General features: G+C 65.4%; 15 protein-coding genes and 3 pseudogenes. 9 read left to right on the plus strand and 9 right to left on the minus strand.

The window, feature by feature from the left end:
* Positions 1 to 154 precede the first annotated feature (154 nt).
* Positions 155 to 1,474, plus strand: coding sequence for a hypothetical protein (locus SALPAC6_RS0112435; protein ID WP_026189605.1), 1,320 nt, complete (start codon positions 155 to 157; stop codon positions 1,472 to 1,474).
* A gap of 122 nt (positions 1,475 to 1,596) precedes the next feature.
* Here the strand turns inward: SALPAC6_RS0112435 and SALPAC6_RS0112440 are convergent, their stop codons facing one another.
* The 3 genes from SALPAC6_RS0112440 to SALPAC6_RS0112450 form a co-directional block, all read right to left on the minus strand.
* Positions 1,597 to 2,100 carry a hypothetical protein gene (locus tag SALPAC6_RS0112440; protein ID WP_033666350.1) on the minus strand — a complete coding sequence of 168 codons (504 nt, stop codon included), beginning with the start codon at positions 2,098 to 2,100 and terminating at the stop codon, positions 1,597 to 1,599.
* A 95-nt stretch (positions 2,101 to 2,195) separates the two neighbouring features.
* Positions 2,196 to 3,362 carry an FAD-dependent monooxygenase gene (locus SALPAC6_RS0112445; RefSeq protein ID WP_018253737.1) on the minus strand — a complete coding sequence of 389 codons (1,167 nt, stop codon included), beginning with the start codon at positions 3,360 to 3,362 and terminating at the stop codon, positions 2,196 to 2,198.
* A gap of 2 nt (positions 3,363 to 3,364) precedes the next feature.
* Positions 3,365 to 3,967: a TetR/AcrR family transcriptional regulator gene (locus tag SALPAC6_RS0112450; protein WP_018253738.1), complete on the minus strand. Its 603-nt coding sequence runs from the start codon at positions 3,965 to 3,967 to the stop codon at positions 3,365 to 3,367.
* Between the two features lie 193 nt (positions 3,968 to 4,160).
* Between SALPAC6_RS0112450 and SALPAC6_RS25840 the strand changes: the two are divergent.
* Positions 4,161 to 4,787, plus strand: a pseudogene (locus SALPAC6_RS25840) (3-methyladenine DNA glycosylase); the annotation flags it as partial.
* 19 nt (positions 4,788 to 4,806) lie between these two features.
* Here the strand turns inward: SALPAC6_RS25840 and SALPAC6_RS27665 are convergent.
* Positions 4,807 to 6,381 carry a recombinase family protein gene (locus SALPAC6_RS27665; protein ID WP_080636037.1) on the minus strand — a complete coding sequence of 525 codons (1,575 nt, stop codon included), beginning with the start codon at positions 6,379 to 6,381 and terminating at the stop codon, positions 4,807 to 4,809.
* Positions 6,382 to 6,661: 280 nt separating this feature from the next.
* Between SALPAC6_RS27665 and SALPAC6_RS0112460 the strand changes: the two genes are divergently transcribed.
* The 4 genes from SALPAC6_RS0112460 (at position 6,662) to SALPAC6_RS30760 (ending at position 11,262) form a co-directional block, all read left to right on the plus strand.
* The gene (locus tag SALPAC6_RS0112460) at positions 6,662 to 7,048 is read left to right on the plus strand and encodes a hypothetical protein (RefSeq protein ID WP_018253740.1); all 387 of its coding nucleotides are present in this window, start codon (positions 6,662 to 6,664) and stop codon (positions 7,046 to 7,048) included.
* A 1,722-nt stretch (positions 7,049 to 8,770) separates the two neighbouring features.
* The gene (locus SALPAC6_RS0112475; RefSeq protein WP_080636038.1) at positions 8,771 to 10,024 is read left to right on the plus strand and encodes a phage major capsid protein; all 1,254 of its coding nucleotides are present in this window, start codon (positions 8,771 to 8,773) and stop codon (positions 10,022 to 10,024) included.
* A 165-nt stretch (positions 10,025 to 10,189) separates the two neighbouring features.
* Positions 10,190 to 10,762: a phage portal protein gene (locus SALPAC6_RS30755; RefSeq protein WP_018253744.1), complete on the plus strand. Its 573-nt coding sequence runs from the start codon at positions 10,190 to 10,192 to the stop codon at positions 10,760 to 10,762.
* The gene (locus tag SALPAC6_RS30760; protein ID WP_162561510.1) at positions 10,738 to 11,262 is read left to right on the plus strand and encodes a phage portal protein; all 525 of its coding nucleotides are present in this window, start codon (positions 10,738 to 10,740) and stop codon (positions 11,260 to 11,262) included. Before SALPAC6_RS30755 ends, SALPAC6_RS30760 begins: the two co-directional genes overlap by 25 nt.
* Before the next feature lie 134 nt (positions 11,263 to 11,396).
* Here the strand turns inward: SALPAC6_RS30760 and SALPAC6_RS0112490 are convergent, their stop codons facing one another.
* The 3 genes from SALPAC6_RS0112490 to SALPAC6_RS31215 form a co-directional block, all read right to left on the minus strand.
* Positions 11,397 to 11,561, minus strand: coding sequence for a DUF397 domain-containing protein (locus SALPAC6_RS0112490; protein ID WP_080636040.1), 165 nt, complete (start codon positions 11,559 to 11,561; stop codon positions 11,397 to 11,399).
* 258 nt (positions 11,562 to 11,819) lie between these two features.
* A complete protein-coding gene (locus SALPAC6_RS0112495) occupies positions 11,820 to 12,011 on the minus strand; it encodes a hypothetical protein (protein ID WP_026189608.1) in 192 nt (63 codons plus the stop codon).
* On the minus strand, positions 12,011 to 12,229 hold the full coding sequence (locus SALPAC6_RS31215; protein ID WP_080636158.1) for a hypothetical protein: 219 nt from the start codon (positions 12,227 to 12,229) through the stop codon (positions 12,011 to 12,013). The genes SALPAC6_RS0112495 and SALPAC6_RS31215 overlap by 1 nt, the downstream gene beginning before the upstream one ends.
* 204 nt (positions 12,230 to 12,433) lie before the next feature.
* On the opposite strand from SALPAC6_RS31215, the pseudogene SALPAC6_RS31220 reads away from it, so the two are divergent.
* The 3 genes and pseudogenes from SALPAC6_RS31220 to SALPAC6_RS0112505 all read left to right on the plus strand — a co-directional run.
* Positions 12,434 to 12,589, plus strand: a pseudogene (locus SALPAC6_RS31220) (helix-turn-helix domain-containing protein); the annotation flags it as partial.
* A 441-nt stretch (positions 12,590 to 13,030) separates the two neighbouring features.
* A complete protein-coding gene (locus SALPAC6_RS30150; RefSeq protein ID WP_223874470.1) occupies positions 13,031 to 13,519 on the plus strand; it encodes a hypothetical protein in 489 nt (162 codons plus the stop codon).
* Between the two features lie 160 nt (positions 13,520 to 13,679).
* Positions 13,680 to 13,955, plus strand: a pseudogene (locus SALPAC6_RS0112505) (3-methyladenine DNA glycosylase); the annotation flags it as partial.
* A gap of 9 nt (positions 13,956 to 13,964) precedes the next feature.
* Here SALPAC6_RS0112505 and arfB read toward each other — a convergent pair.
* Positions 13,965 to 14,390: an alternative ribosome rescue aminoacyl-tRNA hydrolase ArfB gene (gene arfB / locus SALPAC6_RS0112510; protein ID WP_018253750.1), complete on the minus strand. Its 426-nt coding sequence runs from the start codon at positions 14,388 to 14,390 to the stop codon at positions 13,965 to 13,967.
* Positions 14,391 to 14,463: 73 nt separating this feature from the next.
* The gene (locus SALPAC6_RS0112515; RefSeq protein WP_018253751.1) at positions 14,464 to 15,327 is read right to left on the minus strand and encodes a S1C family serine protease; all 864 of its coding nucleotides are present in this window, start codon (positions 15,325 to 15,327) and stop codon (positions 14,464 to 14,466) included.
* Positions 15,328 to 15,375 lie beyond the last annotated feature (48 nt).

Genomic DNA, 15,375 nt, shown 5'->3' on the forward strand with positions numbered 1-15,375 from the left:
TATCCCCGGCCTGGTGCGCGGGCGCAGCCGCAGGCCGGATGCCGCGTGGCGCGCCGCGCAGCCTACGCCATCAGCACCCGGCGAGGGCCGGCTTCGCCACTTCCTACCGCCCGGCGTGACACCGCCCTAACGTCGACTCCGGAGGTTCGTTCGTATGCCTGCATCGACACGACACCACAGGGCCCTCGCAGTGCTCATCCACTGCCTCGGCATGCTCGCCGCCGTGCCGGCGCTACCCGGCCCGGCCGCCGCACAGCCGCCGGCTGCCCGACCGCCGGTCCCGCCCGCGGCAGCCACGGCACCCGCCGGCCAGCCGTCCGCCGAGGCCTCCGCGGAGCCGGGCCGACCATCCGCGCCGCCGGCACTGCCGAGCCCGACCCGGGCGGCGGTCCCACCACCGAAGCCGCCGGTCACCGTACAGGTAGCGCCGGAGAACACCGCCGCGCCGCGGTACCGGATCCAGGTCCGCAACGACGGGAACCGGCCAATCGCCACCACCGTCCGGCAGGAGCTCCCGCCGGGCACGTCGGCGACCTCGATCACCGACGGCGGCCGACCCAGCCACCCCGGCGGCACAGCCGGCACAGAGGTCACCTGGGACCTGCGGCTACCCGCCCGGAGTACCACCACGCTCGGCACCGAGCTCTCCGCGCCACCGGGTGCGCCCCTGACCGCGCCCGCCTGCGCCTTCGCTGCCGGCGGTGAGCGCCCGTACGACTGCGCGACCGCCACCTGGCAGGCCGCACCGGCGCCAGCGGCGGCCGAGCCGGAACCACCGGTGTGGCAGCGGCCGGAGGCCCTCCTCACCGGCCTCGGTGGACTCGCCGCGCTCGCCGTCGGCGGCTGGTGGACCTGGCAGCGGCGGCGGCGCCCGACGCAGCTCCCGCCGCCCCACCAGGGGGGTCGCGGGACGATCTATCCGCGACCGGCGGCACCGGCCACTCCGGCGCGCCGCCGCCGGCCCTCGACCTGGCTGCTCGTCCCGGTCGCCGCGGTGGTACTGGCCGGCACCGTGGGCACAGCGACCTGGACGGCCACCCGGAAGGCCGCTGCCGTCGACACCGACTCCCATCCCACCAGCGGCGCCTGGGTCGGCACCGGAGCCGCCGGGGCGATCGGGGAGCCGCTCCGCGAGGCGGCGTTCGAGTTCACCGTCTACCGGATCAGCTGCCAACCGATCTCGGCGGCACACACCTGCGCCGCGACCGTCGGGGTGCACAACCGCACCCCGGAACAGCAGAGCTGGCACGGTCCACTCCAGCGGGCGTACCTCGCCGACGGCAACTTCGTCAGTACCGACGAGCCGGCGACCCGCCGGGCGAACCAGGGCCGGGACATGTTCGCCAAGCCACTGGCCGGCGGGAGCCGGATGGTCCTTCCGCTGGTCTTCACCGTGCACGGCCAGCAGCCGCCGACCCAACTCGAGCTACGCAGTGGGGTGTTCTCCGCCGGGGTACGGGTGGACGTGCCCTGACCCGCTACCCGACAGTGGCCGCGGGTTCACGGAACCGTTCGGCCTTGCGGCACAGCCGCGGGTAGCGGGCCCGGCTTCGACCCCGTGCGAGGCGATCGTCATCAGCCCGCGCTGATCGGGAGTCAACTGGCCGCGGCCGATGGTTCCGGCAGGTACGCCTCGTACTTATTTCTGATCAACGAATTGTAGGCGAAACCCCAGACCCGGGTACCCCGGAAGGTCCAGACCTTGCCCGCCTTGACGTCCACGATGGCAGGCTGGGTCATGACCGCGAAGCCGGCCCGTTTGAGCCGGTACGCCTTCTGGGTCAGTGCCGTAGCGGCGGGATCCGCCGCCTCGGTCACGAGCACAGGCAGCACAATGATGCCCGAGTGCACGCCGAGCCATCGGCTTTTTCGTTCCAGTCCCAGCCCTACCACATCGCTGACAAAGGCCCGCAGATCTCCCTCGACAACCCGATTCACACTCGTGACGACCGTGAAGAGGTGAATCCTGGTCAACGCCCGAAACTGAGCCCGGTAACCAACCACCACGGAGTCGGCACCAAGGCGCTCATCGGTCACCGCACACCCGTCGGCCACCAGTCGTTGCCGAACTATTTCCACGTAATCTGCTGGCGCTACCATTTCGCGTCGCCCTCCTCACTCCTCGCCACCGACCGAGCATAGAAGGTTGACACCCGGCGGACCGATATCCGCCTCACTTCGGGAACCCACAGTTCCTATCTCGCGAGTTCGGCAATGTTTCGGTGGCTCTTCGGGAACAGCGTGCCGACCAGGAGTCGATCGAGGCCCGGCACGCGCATCGCCCTGAATCCCCAGCGCCGGGCCAGGAGCTTGGCCGACGACGTCGGCAGGAACCACTCGGTGACCCGATCTCGGGCCGCCTGCTGCGTGGTGCGGATGATCGGCCTCCAGCGGCGCTCGTAGTCGGCCAGTCCCTCCTGGACCGACCCGGTGGCATGCAGCCGCTCGGCCAGCAGGTAGGCGCCGGCGATTCCCAGTGAGGCGCCCTGCCCGGCGATCAGGGACACCGCGTGCGCGGCGTCACCGACCAGCGCGACCCGCCCATCGGTCCAGCGCGAAGCGTCGATCTGGGCGACCTGGTCGTAGTAGACCGCCTCCGGCGGTGGGCAGTTGGCCACGGCCCGCTCCACCAGGTCACCCATGCCGGTGTAGGTCTGATACAACGCCTCGCGTGGGTCCTCGGGTAGGCGGGCGTCATCCATTCGGTGCAGGGCGAACACCGCGACCCGGCCATCGGCGAGCCCGTAGAGGCCCAGCTGACGGTTGAGGGTCTCGGTGAGCACGAACTGACCCCGAACCTGCTCGAACACCACGGGATCCTCGAAGACGTACGCCGCCGTATGCATGCCGAGGTAGCGGAGGTAGTTGCGCTCGGGGCCGAAGACGAGCGAGCGGACGTGGGAGTGGATGCCGTCGGCGCCCACGATCACGTCCGCCTCGACAGCAGTGCCGTCGGAAAGCTCTGCCCGGTTACCGCTGATCCGGTCGATCGTGACGCCGTAGCGGATGTCGACCTGGTCGTTGAGCGATTCGTGGAGCATGCGTTCGATGGCAGGCCGCATGATGCTGGCGAATTCGCCGTCGAGGGCCCGGGCGAAGAACGTGTAGTCAACGCTGACAGTCGTCCGGCCGCGGGAGTCGATGTAGCGGAAGGAGTCGACCGAACTGGCGAACCTCCGAAGGTTCGGCCGTAGACCCATCGCTGTCAGCGCCTCGTACCCCGGGCCAAAGAAATCGATCATGTACCCCTGTTCGCGCGGCCCTGGAGCGTGGTCGACGACCTGGACCTCCCAACCGTGGTGGTGCAGGCGGTGGGCGAGGGCCAGCCCGGCGATGCCGGCGCCGCAGATGAAGGCTTTCATCGCTATTCTCCGTCCTCTTCGGTGTTGGTGATGCGACTCTCTTCGGTGTTGGTGATTCGGCGCAGTAGCGGGGCGATGTGCTCCGCGGACAGGCCCTGGTCGAGGCCCTTGTGCAGGACAAAGCCGTCGAAAAATGCCAATATCATGCTCGCGGCGGCCTGCGGTCTGGGGTGTCCGGATCGGGTGAGCGCCTCGGTCAGCGAGCGACGGAAGTCGGCGACCAACGCACTCATCCCCTGGCGCAGCTCATGGTCGCGGGTTGCGGCGAGATAGGTCTCGACGAACAGCAGGGAAGCCGGATCAGAGCCGTTGTACTGGTCGAGGTCGAACAACATCCGCTCGATGTCGTCGCTCGGGCTCGTGGCCCCGGCAAGGAGCGCACTGGTGCCCTCGAGCATCCGTTGGACCTCATCGAGGGCGGCATGACGCAGCAGCGCCTGCAACGAATCGAAGTGGTAGTGCACCAGCCCGGAACGGACGCCAGCCCGCTCGGCCAGCGTCCGGGTACTGACCGCGTTCCAACCGAGCTCGCCGATCAACTCCCGGGCGGCCGTCAACAGGCGCGCTCGCGCACTCCGGCCCCGTTCGATGCTGGTTTCACCCACGATGGCCTCCTTGGACGATCGCCTTGGACGTTTGACCAAATACTATCCGCGGCGTGCAAGGGCAGCAACCCTCGCCGCCCCAGCAACCGGGTGTGTGGACACACCTGGCCCGGTAGCGGCAGCGTGCGGCGTGGTCGCACCGCGGGGTAGACACACTCGGCCCCAACAGCGGGGACGGCCGTACCCTGGGCAGGTGACAGCCGCCCTCCCCGCACTCGGCACCGTGCTCGAACCGGCGACCTGGCAGGCCCGACGCCGGGCGCACCAGGAGCGGATCGAGACGTGGCTGGCCCCACACCTGGCCCGCCGCCGCCGGGGCGAGAAGCACCCGGTACAGGACTTCCTCTTCACCTACTACTCGTACCGGCCGGCTCGGCTCCGCCGCTGGCACCCCGGGGCGGGGGTGGTGCTGCGCGACGCGGACCCGGCCGACTTCGGGCCGGACTACCGCGCCAGCGCCGCCGGCGCCACCCTCGACACCCCGGCGGTACGCGCCCGGCGAGCCGAGTCGATCACCTGGATCCGGACCCTGTTGAGCGCCACGGCGGGCCGACCGGCACAGTACGGCTGCTTCGGCATGCACGAGTGGGCGATGGTCTACCGGCAGACCCAGGAGGAGGTCCGGCACAACGCCTGGCCGCTGCGGTTGAGCCCGGCGCAGGTCGCCACGGTCGTCGAGGAGCGGGGAGTGCGGTGCAGCCACTTCGACGCGTACCGCTTCTTCACCGCGCCGGCCCGGCCGCTGAACCTGCTCCAGCCGACCCGGGACAGGCAGCACGACCTGGAGCAGCCCGGCTGCCTGCACGCCAACATGGACATACTCATCGACAGAGATTCGATCAAGTTGGATTGCCCGAAGCGGGCCCTACTTGGTGCCGCGCCTCCACGAGGGCACGAGCGCTATTCAACTGCCGGTTCTGCGACCACTCATGCAACCACGTAGGCCACTCACGGCCCGCACGGTCAATCATCCGCACGTGGTACTCAGGATTGAACGCACGACCTTTACCAGGGGCGCGAATGATAACCTTCGGGTAGATGTCCGCTACGAGCTGCCGCCGCTGCGTTAGATCGGCATCCTCCAAGGCTCGATCTACTTCCTCAAACGACATGAGCCGCACGATTCTGGACTTCTCCGCATTGATTACGGAAAGCCTGTCGTCAAGATCAGTGATCTCGGCTTCAAGGCGGCGGCTGGTGCGCTCAAAAACGCTGATGCTTACCCGCTTGCCCGCATACGCCTCCTCCAACTGGTCAAGTTGCTTCTGCGCTTCCTTCCGCTGCTGATCAAGCGCAGCCGCATCAACGGCACTACTGGTGCCGAAAGACGCCTCAAAGATGTCCCGATCAACCAGGGCCCGGCGGACCATCTCCAAAATGAACGCGTCCAGGTTCTGGCCTGGCACGTTGAGGTGCGACTTTTCCCGGCACCGATACATCAACTCACCACCGCGACGAGCACTCTTTAGCGTGGTTCCGTCGTCGCAAAGTCCGCACAAATAGATACCGGACCCAAGGTGACGCTTCCTATTTCCTGCTTTTTGGCGGGTACTGGTGAGAACCGTCCGGAGATCCCGCCATTCCTGACCTGAAAGGATGCTGTCGTCTTTCCAGTTGCCGGGAATAAAATCGCACTCCCACGGAACTTTGCGCGCTTCCCCAATAGTGAGAACCGACGTGGGTTGGTAGTAGCGAAATCCACCGACGGCCGGATTCAGTACGGCCTGCTTTACGCCAAGCCAAGACCAATTGCGACCCACTTTACCGTGGGCCGTGGTGAAGCCTCGGCCCGTCCATTCTCGGGCAACACCTGCAAGCGTGCCACCGCTCATAACGTAATCGAACGCCCATCGGATTGCTTCCGCCTCCGGGCCAACCTGAGTGAAGGTCAGGGTGCCGTCAGACTTGTTCGCGAAGGTGTACCCAAAGGGACGATTGCCCTTTCGGGGGACTCCCCTGCGGGCACGTTCTTCGGCAGATGACTTCATGCGCTCCGACATGCGCTCCACCTCGCCCCGGGCGATTGATGCCTTGATGCGGGCGGTTTCCCTGCCGCCTGCTGTGGACAGGTCATAGTCAGAGTCCCGCGTAAAATAGACCGGCACATGCCGGGGCGACAGAACATCGATAATGCTTTCTAGCTCACGCGGACGGCGCACAAAGCGGTCAGAGGAACGGGAAATGATGACCTTAACCTTGCCGGCCTTCACATCCGCCATTAACTGATCGAAAGCGGGCCGGGGCTTCCGCTCGTCACTCGCGGTGCGGTCAACATCCACATACCACACAGGTTCGGAAAGCCCTCTGCGGGCAGCCTCGGCGTTGCATTCCGATTTCTGCGCTTCGTCACTGACAGCACCGGGCAGGAATAGCGAGACGCGGGCATAGCCCGCCGGGGGTGTCTGCTTACTCATAGCCAGGGATCATACCACCTTGCTCATCTACAGACGAGAAATACACCACCGGCAAATTGCGAAGTGTTTAGACGTTGCTGCGATGCACGGCTGACAGCCGGTGGCGGTCGCCCCCTATTGGGGTCCGTACACTATTTCCGCCACGGCCGCTGCAAAGGGTTTCACCAGCGACCAAAGTTAAGGTGTTGCAGCCGCTGCTAAGGTGTACGGCAGTTGCCGCCTAGCCACAACTTTCTGCCACGGCAACAATCACAGTATTGGGAAGGGGAGATACGTCTGCATGAGCTTCTTGTTTGCTGGCCCGTACGGGGCCGTGCATCAAACAGAGCTGCGGAGGATCAGCCGTAACCCCGAGGTCGGACCGGCGCACGTACGGCTGTTCATGCTGGCAATGGCTGAGGCTAACCAGATTGGGCACGCTGAGTTCCGCGCCGGGGCGCTACGGAAATTCCTCGGCCGACCAGACCGGGCGACCGGGCGTGTCACGCCCAGCTCTGCTGCTACGGTCAGCGACGCTATCGCGAAGGCGAAGCGGCTAGGGATGCTGCACGCCGATTCGTGCGCTCGGTGCCTGGTGCTGTCGTCGTACCTGTTCCAGAAGGCCGGGAGGGGCACCATGTCGTGTAGCTTCCACAACGTTCGCAAGGCCCGGATCGAGGCTGCTTAGCCGCAGCGGCTAAAGCTCTTAGCCGTGAGCGCTAAGCGATGTGCGGTGTGACCTGCGCGAACACAAACCGCTCTCACTATAAATTAGGTGTGTTCCCTGTGCTGGTTGACTTCCCCTCACCCGTAGAGTGACGCAAGTCACTCGTAGAGGCATACGGGTTTCAACGTGGTTATTAAGGGTGAGGGGGTTGATTGGCAGTTGGCAGCTTTCGGGCTGCCAACCAGTGAGTAGTCACCTAGACCAAGCCACCCCTGGGCAGCCTCGGGGCCGCCCAGGCAGCAATTCACACCTTCCCTTCGCGAAGGAGTGACCCAGGTCACAGCGGAATCCACCTACAGGCATACGGGTTTGTAGGTGGTTATTAATAGTGAGGGGGTTTTACGGGAGGGAGGGGAGGGAGCGAAGGCGACCGACCCGACCGACCCAACAGTGACCTACCAGTGAGGGCAGCCCCTAGGCTGCCCAACAGTCACTACTGACTAACAGTCACAGGGCAGCCCCCTAGGGCTGCCAACACTAGTCACTACTGACTACTACTAACCAGGTTGGCAGCCCTTCGGCTGCCAACAACAGAACCAACCACTACGGCAGCCCCCGAGGGCTGCCAACACTGACTAAACAACAGCAGTAACAGTAACTACTGTTGGCAGCCCCTTCGGCTGCCAACCAACAGTAACTACTAAACAGTTCTACTCTAACCAAATGGGCAGCCCCCTCGGGCTGCCTAGTAGTAACAACTAACCACTACAGCGGCAGCCCCAAAGGGCTGCCTACAGTAACAAACCATAGCTTCTAACTAGCTACTACAGTTGGCATTCCCCAAAGAATGCCAACCAACAGAAACAACCACTGTCCCGCAAAGGCAATGAGTTACAACACCTGCACAATCTGCAAACAACTCACACCCCACGGCACCAGCAGGTGCCCAACACACCAGCCGAAACCGTTCGCCACCGCCCCCAGGGCGGAGGCGCACAACCGCACCCACCCCCCGATCTGGTATTCCGCGAAGGCGGCCCGCGCGAAACGCGCGTTCCTCACCGACCATCCGGTGTGCTGGGAATGTGGAGCCCTCTCAACACACGTAGACCACATCATCCCCACGTCCACCCCGGAAGGCCGAGCACTACTCATGGAACCCTCGCTGTGGCGCGCCCACTGCGCCACCTGCTCTAACCGGCAGGGGGCCCGGTTAGGGGCCCAGCGAAGAAATGAGAACCGTGCGACCCCGTCCGGTGAAAGAGCCCCTGGGCTCTGACACAACAGTCTAGCTAGGCGGGGGTTCGTGCACTACGGTCTGCATTCCATACAGAAAAACTCACAAGACAGTCTGCTCAGGAAATGCAAACCCACAACCCCCGACCCCCGACAGGGGGAAAGGGGCAGAAAAACTTTCCCACAAACTTTACCCACTCCCGCTGCTTTAGGCTCGTTTTTGTGTCTGCACATTTTCCCGGGTTTGTGGGAATTCGAGGGAAACCTTAAATTGTTTCAGTACCTTCAACGAGAGTAAGGAAATTTCATGACTGACCTATCTTCCGAATTCCGTAAGCTGACCTCTACCGAGCTTGGCAACATAGTGGAGTATTTCTTCCGGCTTTTCGAGTTGGCACTTAGGGATGGTAGGGACGATTCAGTGATGGCGTACGCGAAGATCTGCGTAACCGTGATCGACGTCCTAAATTCACCGTAGCATCAAATTTTGACAATGATTTTTAGTGGGTGCCGCCCCTGCGTGGGGCGGCATTCTCGTTTGTTCTGATTGGAGATTCTGTTTTGACTACTGAACCTGAGCTTGAGCTTGAGCTAGAAGAAAAGCGCGCCAAGTTGGGGAACCTCTTGAGAGTGACCCGCAACGAGCTTCTTCCGGTGGAGACGCGTATCCGCGCCATTGACAGTCTCGGCCCGGAAGGCGGTTGGGGTGAACCGGGGCGGCAGACCGCTGAGGGTGCGGCGGGTGAGTCGCGGGCGACTGTCGAGGCGGAGCAGCGTCGCGCTATCGCCGCTAGCCCGGCTGGTGTTCCTGGTGCCCGCGCCGAGGTGCGCGCCGGGGAGTTGCTGTCGGCTGAGGTGCGGGCCCTCACGGGTGCGTCCGGGATGGGTGCGGCGTTCACCCCGGCCGAGCAGGCCGGGTATGTGCTGGACTTCCTGGGCACCTCTAGTGTCATTGTCCGTAGTGGTGTTCAGGTCATCCGCACCAGCGGTGACAGCATCGTGATTCCTCACATGACCAGTGACGGGGTTGCTGGTGCTGTGGGGGAGGCGGCTGATGTGCCGCTGAGCGACCCGAACGCGGAGTCGTTGACGGCGGTGCCCCGGAAGTTCATGCAGGGCACCCGGGTACCCAATGAGGTTGTCAGCGACGCTAAGCCGTCCGCTCTTGAGCAGCTTTCGAAGTCGCTGATCCGTTCTGTGGGTTTGGCCTACGACCTGAGCTGTTTCGAGGGCGACGGTACCGCCCCGAACGTGCGGGGACTGAAGCATGTTGCTGGTATCCAGACGCTTTCGGCGGGTACTAACGGTGCCGCGTTGGCGAACCTGGATGTTGTCGCTGACGCCCTGGGCTTGCTCGCGGAGGCGAACGCCGACGAGGAATCCGCTGTCATCGTTTTGCCGCCTCGGACGTGGCGGCAGATTCTGAAGCTGAAGGAGGCGACCGGTTCCAACAAGTCGCTTATTCAGGACAGCGCCGGCAGCGCGTCGGGTGGTGTGTCTCGTCGCCTGTTCGGTCGTGCCGTGTACCTGTCCGGGAACCTGTCTCTTACCGAGGCTGAGGGCACGTCGGGGAACGTGTGTAACAGCATCTACGTGTATGTGCCCTCCGAGGTGTACGCGGTGGTTCGGGAGGACACTGTTTTTGATGTCAACCCGTACGTCTACGGTGCGACTGACGAAACGCTGGTGACGGCGAAGATGCGCGCTGATCTGCTGGTGCCGAACCCGGCGGCTGTCGTCCGGGTGACCGGCGTCAAGTAGCCCACGAAACCGTCCGGGCCCGCCCCCAACCGGGGGCGGGCTTTTTTCGTCTTTGGAGGTGGCCTGTTGGGTTTGTGGGATCGGATCAGGGAACGTCGGGCGGCACCGGCACCTTCTGATGGTGTTCTTGCCGCTCTCGGCGGTCAGGGCCCGACGTGGGCCGGAGTGAACGTCAGCCAGGACACAGCCCTCAATCTGTCGGCGGTGTACACGTGCGTGTCGTTGATCGCTGACGCCGTAGCGGCCCTACCTGTTGATGTGGTGCGGACGGTCGGGAAGGTGAGGGAGCCGGTCCCGGGCCCGGCGTGGTTGAGTCAGCCGAACCCGTTCGACACGGCGTTTGACTTTTGGCACAAGGTGATGACGAGTCTCCTCACGGACGGGAACGCTTTTATCCGTGTCTTCCGGGGCGGCAACGGCAGGGTTATCGCTGTTCTTCCTCTTGATCCGCGTACGGTTCGGATCGAGCTGACCGATGATGGCAGCGGGGTTGTTTACATGGTCGGTGACTTGACGGTGCCCAGCCGGGAGGTTGTTCACGTTAAGGGATTCGCTGCCGCGAACAGTCTACGGGGCTTGTCTCCTTTGGAGAACGCGAGGCAGACGATCGGGGCGGGGTTGGCTACCGAGGAATACGCCGCCCGGTTCTTCAGCCAAGGGGCCACCGTTTCCGGGATTGTGGAACACATCCCGGTAGCCCCAAGCCGGGTGAGGTGGCAGTGCTGGCGCGGATGCTGAAGCGTAGCCACCAGGGCGTTAAGAACAGTCACGCGATCGGTGTGCTCACCGGCGGTGCATCGTGGAAGCAGATTTCCGTGACCCCTGAGCAAGCGCAGTTCTTGGAAACTCAACGGTTTAACCGGTTGGCCATCGCCGGGGTTTTCCGGGTGCCCGCCTACATGCTTGATCCGACTACGGCTAGTTCGTGGGGTTCCGGTGTCGAAGAGCAACACAACTGGTTTGTCACCCAGACTCTTATGCCGTGGCTGATCCGGATAGAGCAGGCGTTTTCTCACGTGTTGCCGGCCGGGCAGTCCGTGCGGTTCAACGTGAACGCGAGACTTCGCGTGAAGACCGTGGAGCGGTACCAGGCCTACCGCACCGGCATCGAGGCTGGTTTCCTGTCCGTAGACGAAGTGCGGGCCCTGGAGGACCGGAAACCACTACCAGACGGGGAAGGCCAAGCGTTCCTGACGCCGCCAGCCAAAGACCGCAGCGGAGACGAACTCAGCAACTAGGACGCCCCGGACCCCTTGCCAGGGGTCCGGGGCCCTTTTTCGTTGGGCGGTTCACACGATCCTCGGAGGCGGCACCTGGACCGCTGACTGCCCGCTACGGCCAGCCCTCAACGGCCGGCCCCAGGACGGGCGCGTCAGAAACGCTGTCCGCCGCGAACACTGCCCTCGAACGCGTCCCACTCCTCCGAGGTGAAGGCCAGGACCGGCCCGTTCGGGTTCTTGCTGTCACGGACAAACCGCTCGCCATTGTCACCGGACGCAACCTCGACACAGTTGGGCGAACTGTTGTCACACCTCATCGGCTTCTTCCAGCTCAACTTCTCCACGAGAATCTTCCTCTCTCTTTTCCTCACCGGCCGCTGATTGCGGCCGGACATCCTTGGGGGGTGGTGTCCGTGGGTCAAGCAAGTCATGGGCCAGCAACTCCGCGAACGCCTCACCCCACAACCGGCACCGGCCGGGAGTGCCGCACTCCGGACAGTGACCATCAACCGTTTGATGATTGCGGAGGGTCTTCCGCCACCGGGCAACCGTTGCCGAGCATGGCGGCCGGTCCGTCACCGGAGTGCGCCGATCACCACGGCGGCAACAACGATCACCACCACCAGTAGAGCGGTCAGCTTCTGCCGAGCCGTCGGAGGGGCGAGGTTCGGCGGTGGCTCACCGTGCACCTGGTCGCCGTCCGGCAACGGGGGCGTCCCGTATGGATCACGGTTGCGGTGCGGCGGAGGTCTACTATCGTCTGCCATCACAACCGCCTGAGCCCGTCTAGCACAGCTTCAAGCACGTCTACGCCCGGGTGGGTCGTGTAGTACACCCGCGCCCGTCCAACTGCGCGCCCGCCAGACAGCAGCCGCGCAAGCTCCCCTTCGGACACTCGTTCACTCACCGCCCGATGCTCGGTTTTGATCGCGCCAGCCAGCGCTACCCGGCGCTGTCGCTGCGGTAATTGCTCGACCTTCACAATCCGACTCCCGTTGGGTCTGCGGCGCTCTTGGGGAGGTGCGGCTATGGCCGCGTGGCCAGCGAAGCGAGCCACTACACCTCGGGCACCAGTGGCCCGCATTTGCCCGCATTGGGGGAGCTCTACGCCGTCCATGTCCGGTAGCCTGGCGGTTGCCGGCTGCATGATGCAGCGGGTGGAGGTATTCAGGGGTATTCAGTCGTGGACGTGGGGCGGTTACTGAGGGCGGCTCGTGAGGACGCCGGGGTGAGCCTGTCGGTAATGGCTGCCCGTACCCACTTCACCAAGGGTCACCTTGGCAACGTGGAAGCCGGTAGGCGTGCCGCTAAGCCGGAAGTTGCCGGCGCTTACGAACAGGTCCTAGGGGTGCAGATTCAGAGCCCCACTGTGGAGTTGGGGCAGCTACTGGACGGCCTCGCTGCCGCGCCTCGGCCGACCCGAGCCGGCATGGCGGACGTTAGCGCCCTGGAGGCCGCTACCAACATGTTGACGGCGCTAGACCTAGACCAGGGCGGCGGTCTGGCCTGCGAGATGGGCAAAGGTCAACTCAGGTGGGCAGTTGGGTTGCTCGGGGCCAGCATGAGTGACCCTGTGCGAAAACGGTTGTCCGCCGTCATCGCCATGCTGGCGAACCGAACCGGGTTCAGCATGTTTGACGCTGGCGAAACCACCTCGGCCGGTCGGTTGTCACGACTTGCGTTGAAGGCAAGCGAGGGTGCCAACGATGCTGATCTTTCGGCGCATATTCTTGCTGATACGGCTTCCCAAATGATCCACCTCGGGCACCCTGCGGGTGCACTACGGATGATCGACATCCCTGATGGCGGGCTAGCCCCGGTTACCCGGTTTGTCCTTTGCGGGATGCGGGCACAGGCGTACGGCACCGTAGGGGACGCCTCGGCCACCTGGCGGCACGTGCGGCTAGCCGAGCGGGCATATGACGCTATCGACTTGAGCGAAATACCGGCGTGCGTCCGGCCGTTCGCTGACGGGCACGCTGCGCACGCCGATCGGGACGTGGGTAACGCACTCTTTGCCTTGTCTAGCAAGGGTTCCGGGAAGGCGAGAAGGGAAGCGCGGGAGCGGTTGAATGCGGCTATCCGTAGCTTCGGCCACGGGCGTACGCGAGCCGTCGTCCGTTCACAGGTTCGGTTGGCTCTGCTGCTGGACGCCGAGGGGGAGCAGGAGCAGGCGCGGGCGGTAGCACGGAAGGCGTTCACTGCCGGCTGCCGCCTACGGTCTGCTCGGGTCGCTGCCGACCTGGCGAAGCTGCGCCGCCTGCTGGCCGCCTGAGGCACGAGAAGCCCCGACACCCCCACTTCCTGGGGGTTGGGGCTTCTCGCGCCTCCTGAGGCCGCTACACGGCCCGCCACATGCTGTTACGGGTGAGACGTCGAGGGTCTACGTCGCTGATCTTCATCAGTCACCTCTACCGGCACGGCCACTTTTTTCTTTATCGCTGAGCAATGATCTCTACAAGTGGGCGTACAAACTCTCCCCGCTGGTTCCGTCCGAGCTGGTGGCGGAGTGCTTCGAGTTGGCGGGGCAGATCCGCACCCTCGACATGCGCGCCTCGCCGTACGACCTCGCCGCCCTGGGCTACTCCCCGGTTAAGGTCGAGACCCCACCGGGACGGGTGGAGTACGCGGCCGCCCAGCGCGGTTTCGCCGAACAGGCCGCCCGGCTGCGCACCCGGTTACTCGACGCGATGGACAGGTGCGACACGTAGGTAGTCCGGTCAGTCGCCGTCAACGCGGCGGTCCCGCTTGCGCTGGGACCGCCGCTTCTTCTCGGCCAGTCGACGTTCCTTGGCGGCGCGGGAGGGCCGGGTCGGGCGACGCCGCTTCGGCGGCGGTGCGATCGCCGCGCGGAGCAGCGCGGCCATCCGCTCCCGGGCCGCCTCCCGGTTCGCGAGTTGGGCGCGGTGCTCGCTGGCGGTCACGGTGAGGACGCCGTTGACGAGTCGCCCGGCGAGGCGGTCGAGGGCCCGGGCGCGCAGCGGCTCCGGGAGCCCCGGTGTGGCAGCCAGATCGAAGCTCAGCTCCACCCGGGAGTCGGTCGTGTTGACCCCCTGGCCGCCGGGCCCGGACGACCGGGAGAAGCGTTCCCGCAGCTCGACCTCGGGCACCACCCACCGATCGTGCACCCGCAGCCCACTGTCCACGTTTCCGAGGCTAGCGCCTGGGGCCCGGTGCGCACCGGGCAGGCGGGGTCGTTCGCGGTCCGGCCCGCAGATTTCAGCCCCCCTTACCGATGATCGTGTCGGCGGTCTGCTGAACCTGCTCGATGGGGATGGCGAAACCGATCCCGATCGAGCCGTTGCCGTCGATCGTGGCGATCGCCGTGTTCACCCCGACCACCTCGCCACGGGAGTTCACCAACGGTCCGCCGGAGTTCCCCGGGTTGATCGAGGCATCGGTCTGCACCGCCGTGTGCCGGTTGTCACCGAGGCGCACCTGCCGGTCCACGGCGCTCACGATGCCGGCGGTCACCGTGCCGGCGAGGCCGAGGGGCGAGCCCACCGCCAGCACCGGCTCACCGACCCGGGTCGTCCCCGGCTTGGCCAGCGGCAACGCCGTCAGCCCCGCGGACGACGGCACCCGCAACACCGCGAGGTCGCTGCGGGGCTCCCGGCCCGCCACCTCGGCGGTGAACCGTCGCCCGTCCGGCAACTCCACCGTCACCGAACCACTTCCCCCCTTGGTCAGGATGTGGTCGTTGGTGATGATGTGCTGCTGGTCGTCAACCGCGAAGCCGGAGCCGGTCGCGGAGGCGCCATCGGCGCCGGCGGCCAGCACCGAGACCACACCCGGGACGGTCTGCTCGGCGGCGCTCACCAGCTCCGCCGGCACCGGCGCGGCCGAGGCGGAGGCTGTCCCCGGCGCCCCGTCCTGGCTCGCCACCAGACCACCGGCCGCGGCGCCGGAGACACTGGAGATGGCCACCAGCGCCAACCCGAGCAGCAGCCGGTGGTGCCAGCGGTGCGCCCCGCCTGCCCGCGCCGATCCGGAGTCCGCTGGCCGGGGCCGCCCGTCCGGGCCCAGCTCGGGCGAGATGAACCAGGGGCCACGCGGTTCGCCCAGCCCGCTCTGCACTGCCATACGTACGCTCCTCGTGTCGATCGGCCACCTGCACCCAGCCACCCGGCG

It is taken from the genome of Salinispora mooreana (genome assembly GCF_000379065.1).
Lineage (GTDB): Bacteria > Actinomycetota > Actinomycetes > Mycobacteriales > Micromonosporaceae > Micromonospora > Micromonospora mooreana.

Excerpts from the sequence above, each read along its gene's own strand:
- SALPAC6_RS0112435 (WP_026189605.1), top strand. The coding sequence starts at position 155 with ATGCCTGCATCGACACGACACCACAGGGCCCTCGCAGTGCTCATCCAC.
- SALPAC6_RS0112440 (WP_033666350.1), bottom strand. The coding sequence starts at position 2,100 with ATGGTAGCGCCAGCAGATTACGTGGAAATAGTTCGGCAACGACTGGTG.
- SALPAC6_RS0112445 (WP_018253737.1), bottom strand. The coding sequence starts at position 3,362 with ATGAAAGCCTTCATCTGCGGCGCCGGCATCGCCGGGCTGGCCCTCGCC.
- SALPAC6_RS27665 (WP_080636037.1), bottom strand. The coding sequence starts at position 6,381 with ATGAGTAAGCAGACACCCCCGGCGGGCTATGCCCGCGTCTCGCTATTC.
- SALPAC6_RS0112460 (WP_018253740.1), top strand. The coding sequence starts at position 6,662 with ATGAGCTTCTTGTTTGCTGGCCCGTACGGGGCCGTGCATCAAACAGAG.
- SALPAC6_RS0112490 (WP_080636040.1), bottom strand. The coding sequence starts at position 11,561 with ATGAGGTGTGACAACAGTTCGCCCAACTGTGTCGAGGTTGCGTCCGGT.
- SALPAC6_RS0112495 (WP_026189608.1), bottom strand. The coding sequence starts at position 12,011 with ATGGCAGACGATAGTAGACCTCCGCCGCACCGCAACCGTGATCCATAC.
- SALPAC6_RS30150 (WP_223874470.1), top strand. The coding sequence starts at position 13,031 with ATGATCGACATCCCTGATGGCGGGCTAGCCCCGGTTACCCGGTTTGTC.
- SALPAC6_RS0112515 (WP_018253751.1), bottom strand. The coding sequence starts at position 15,327 with ATGGCAGTGCAGAGCGGGCTGGGCGAACCGCGTGGCCCCTGGTTCATC.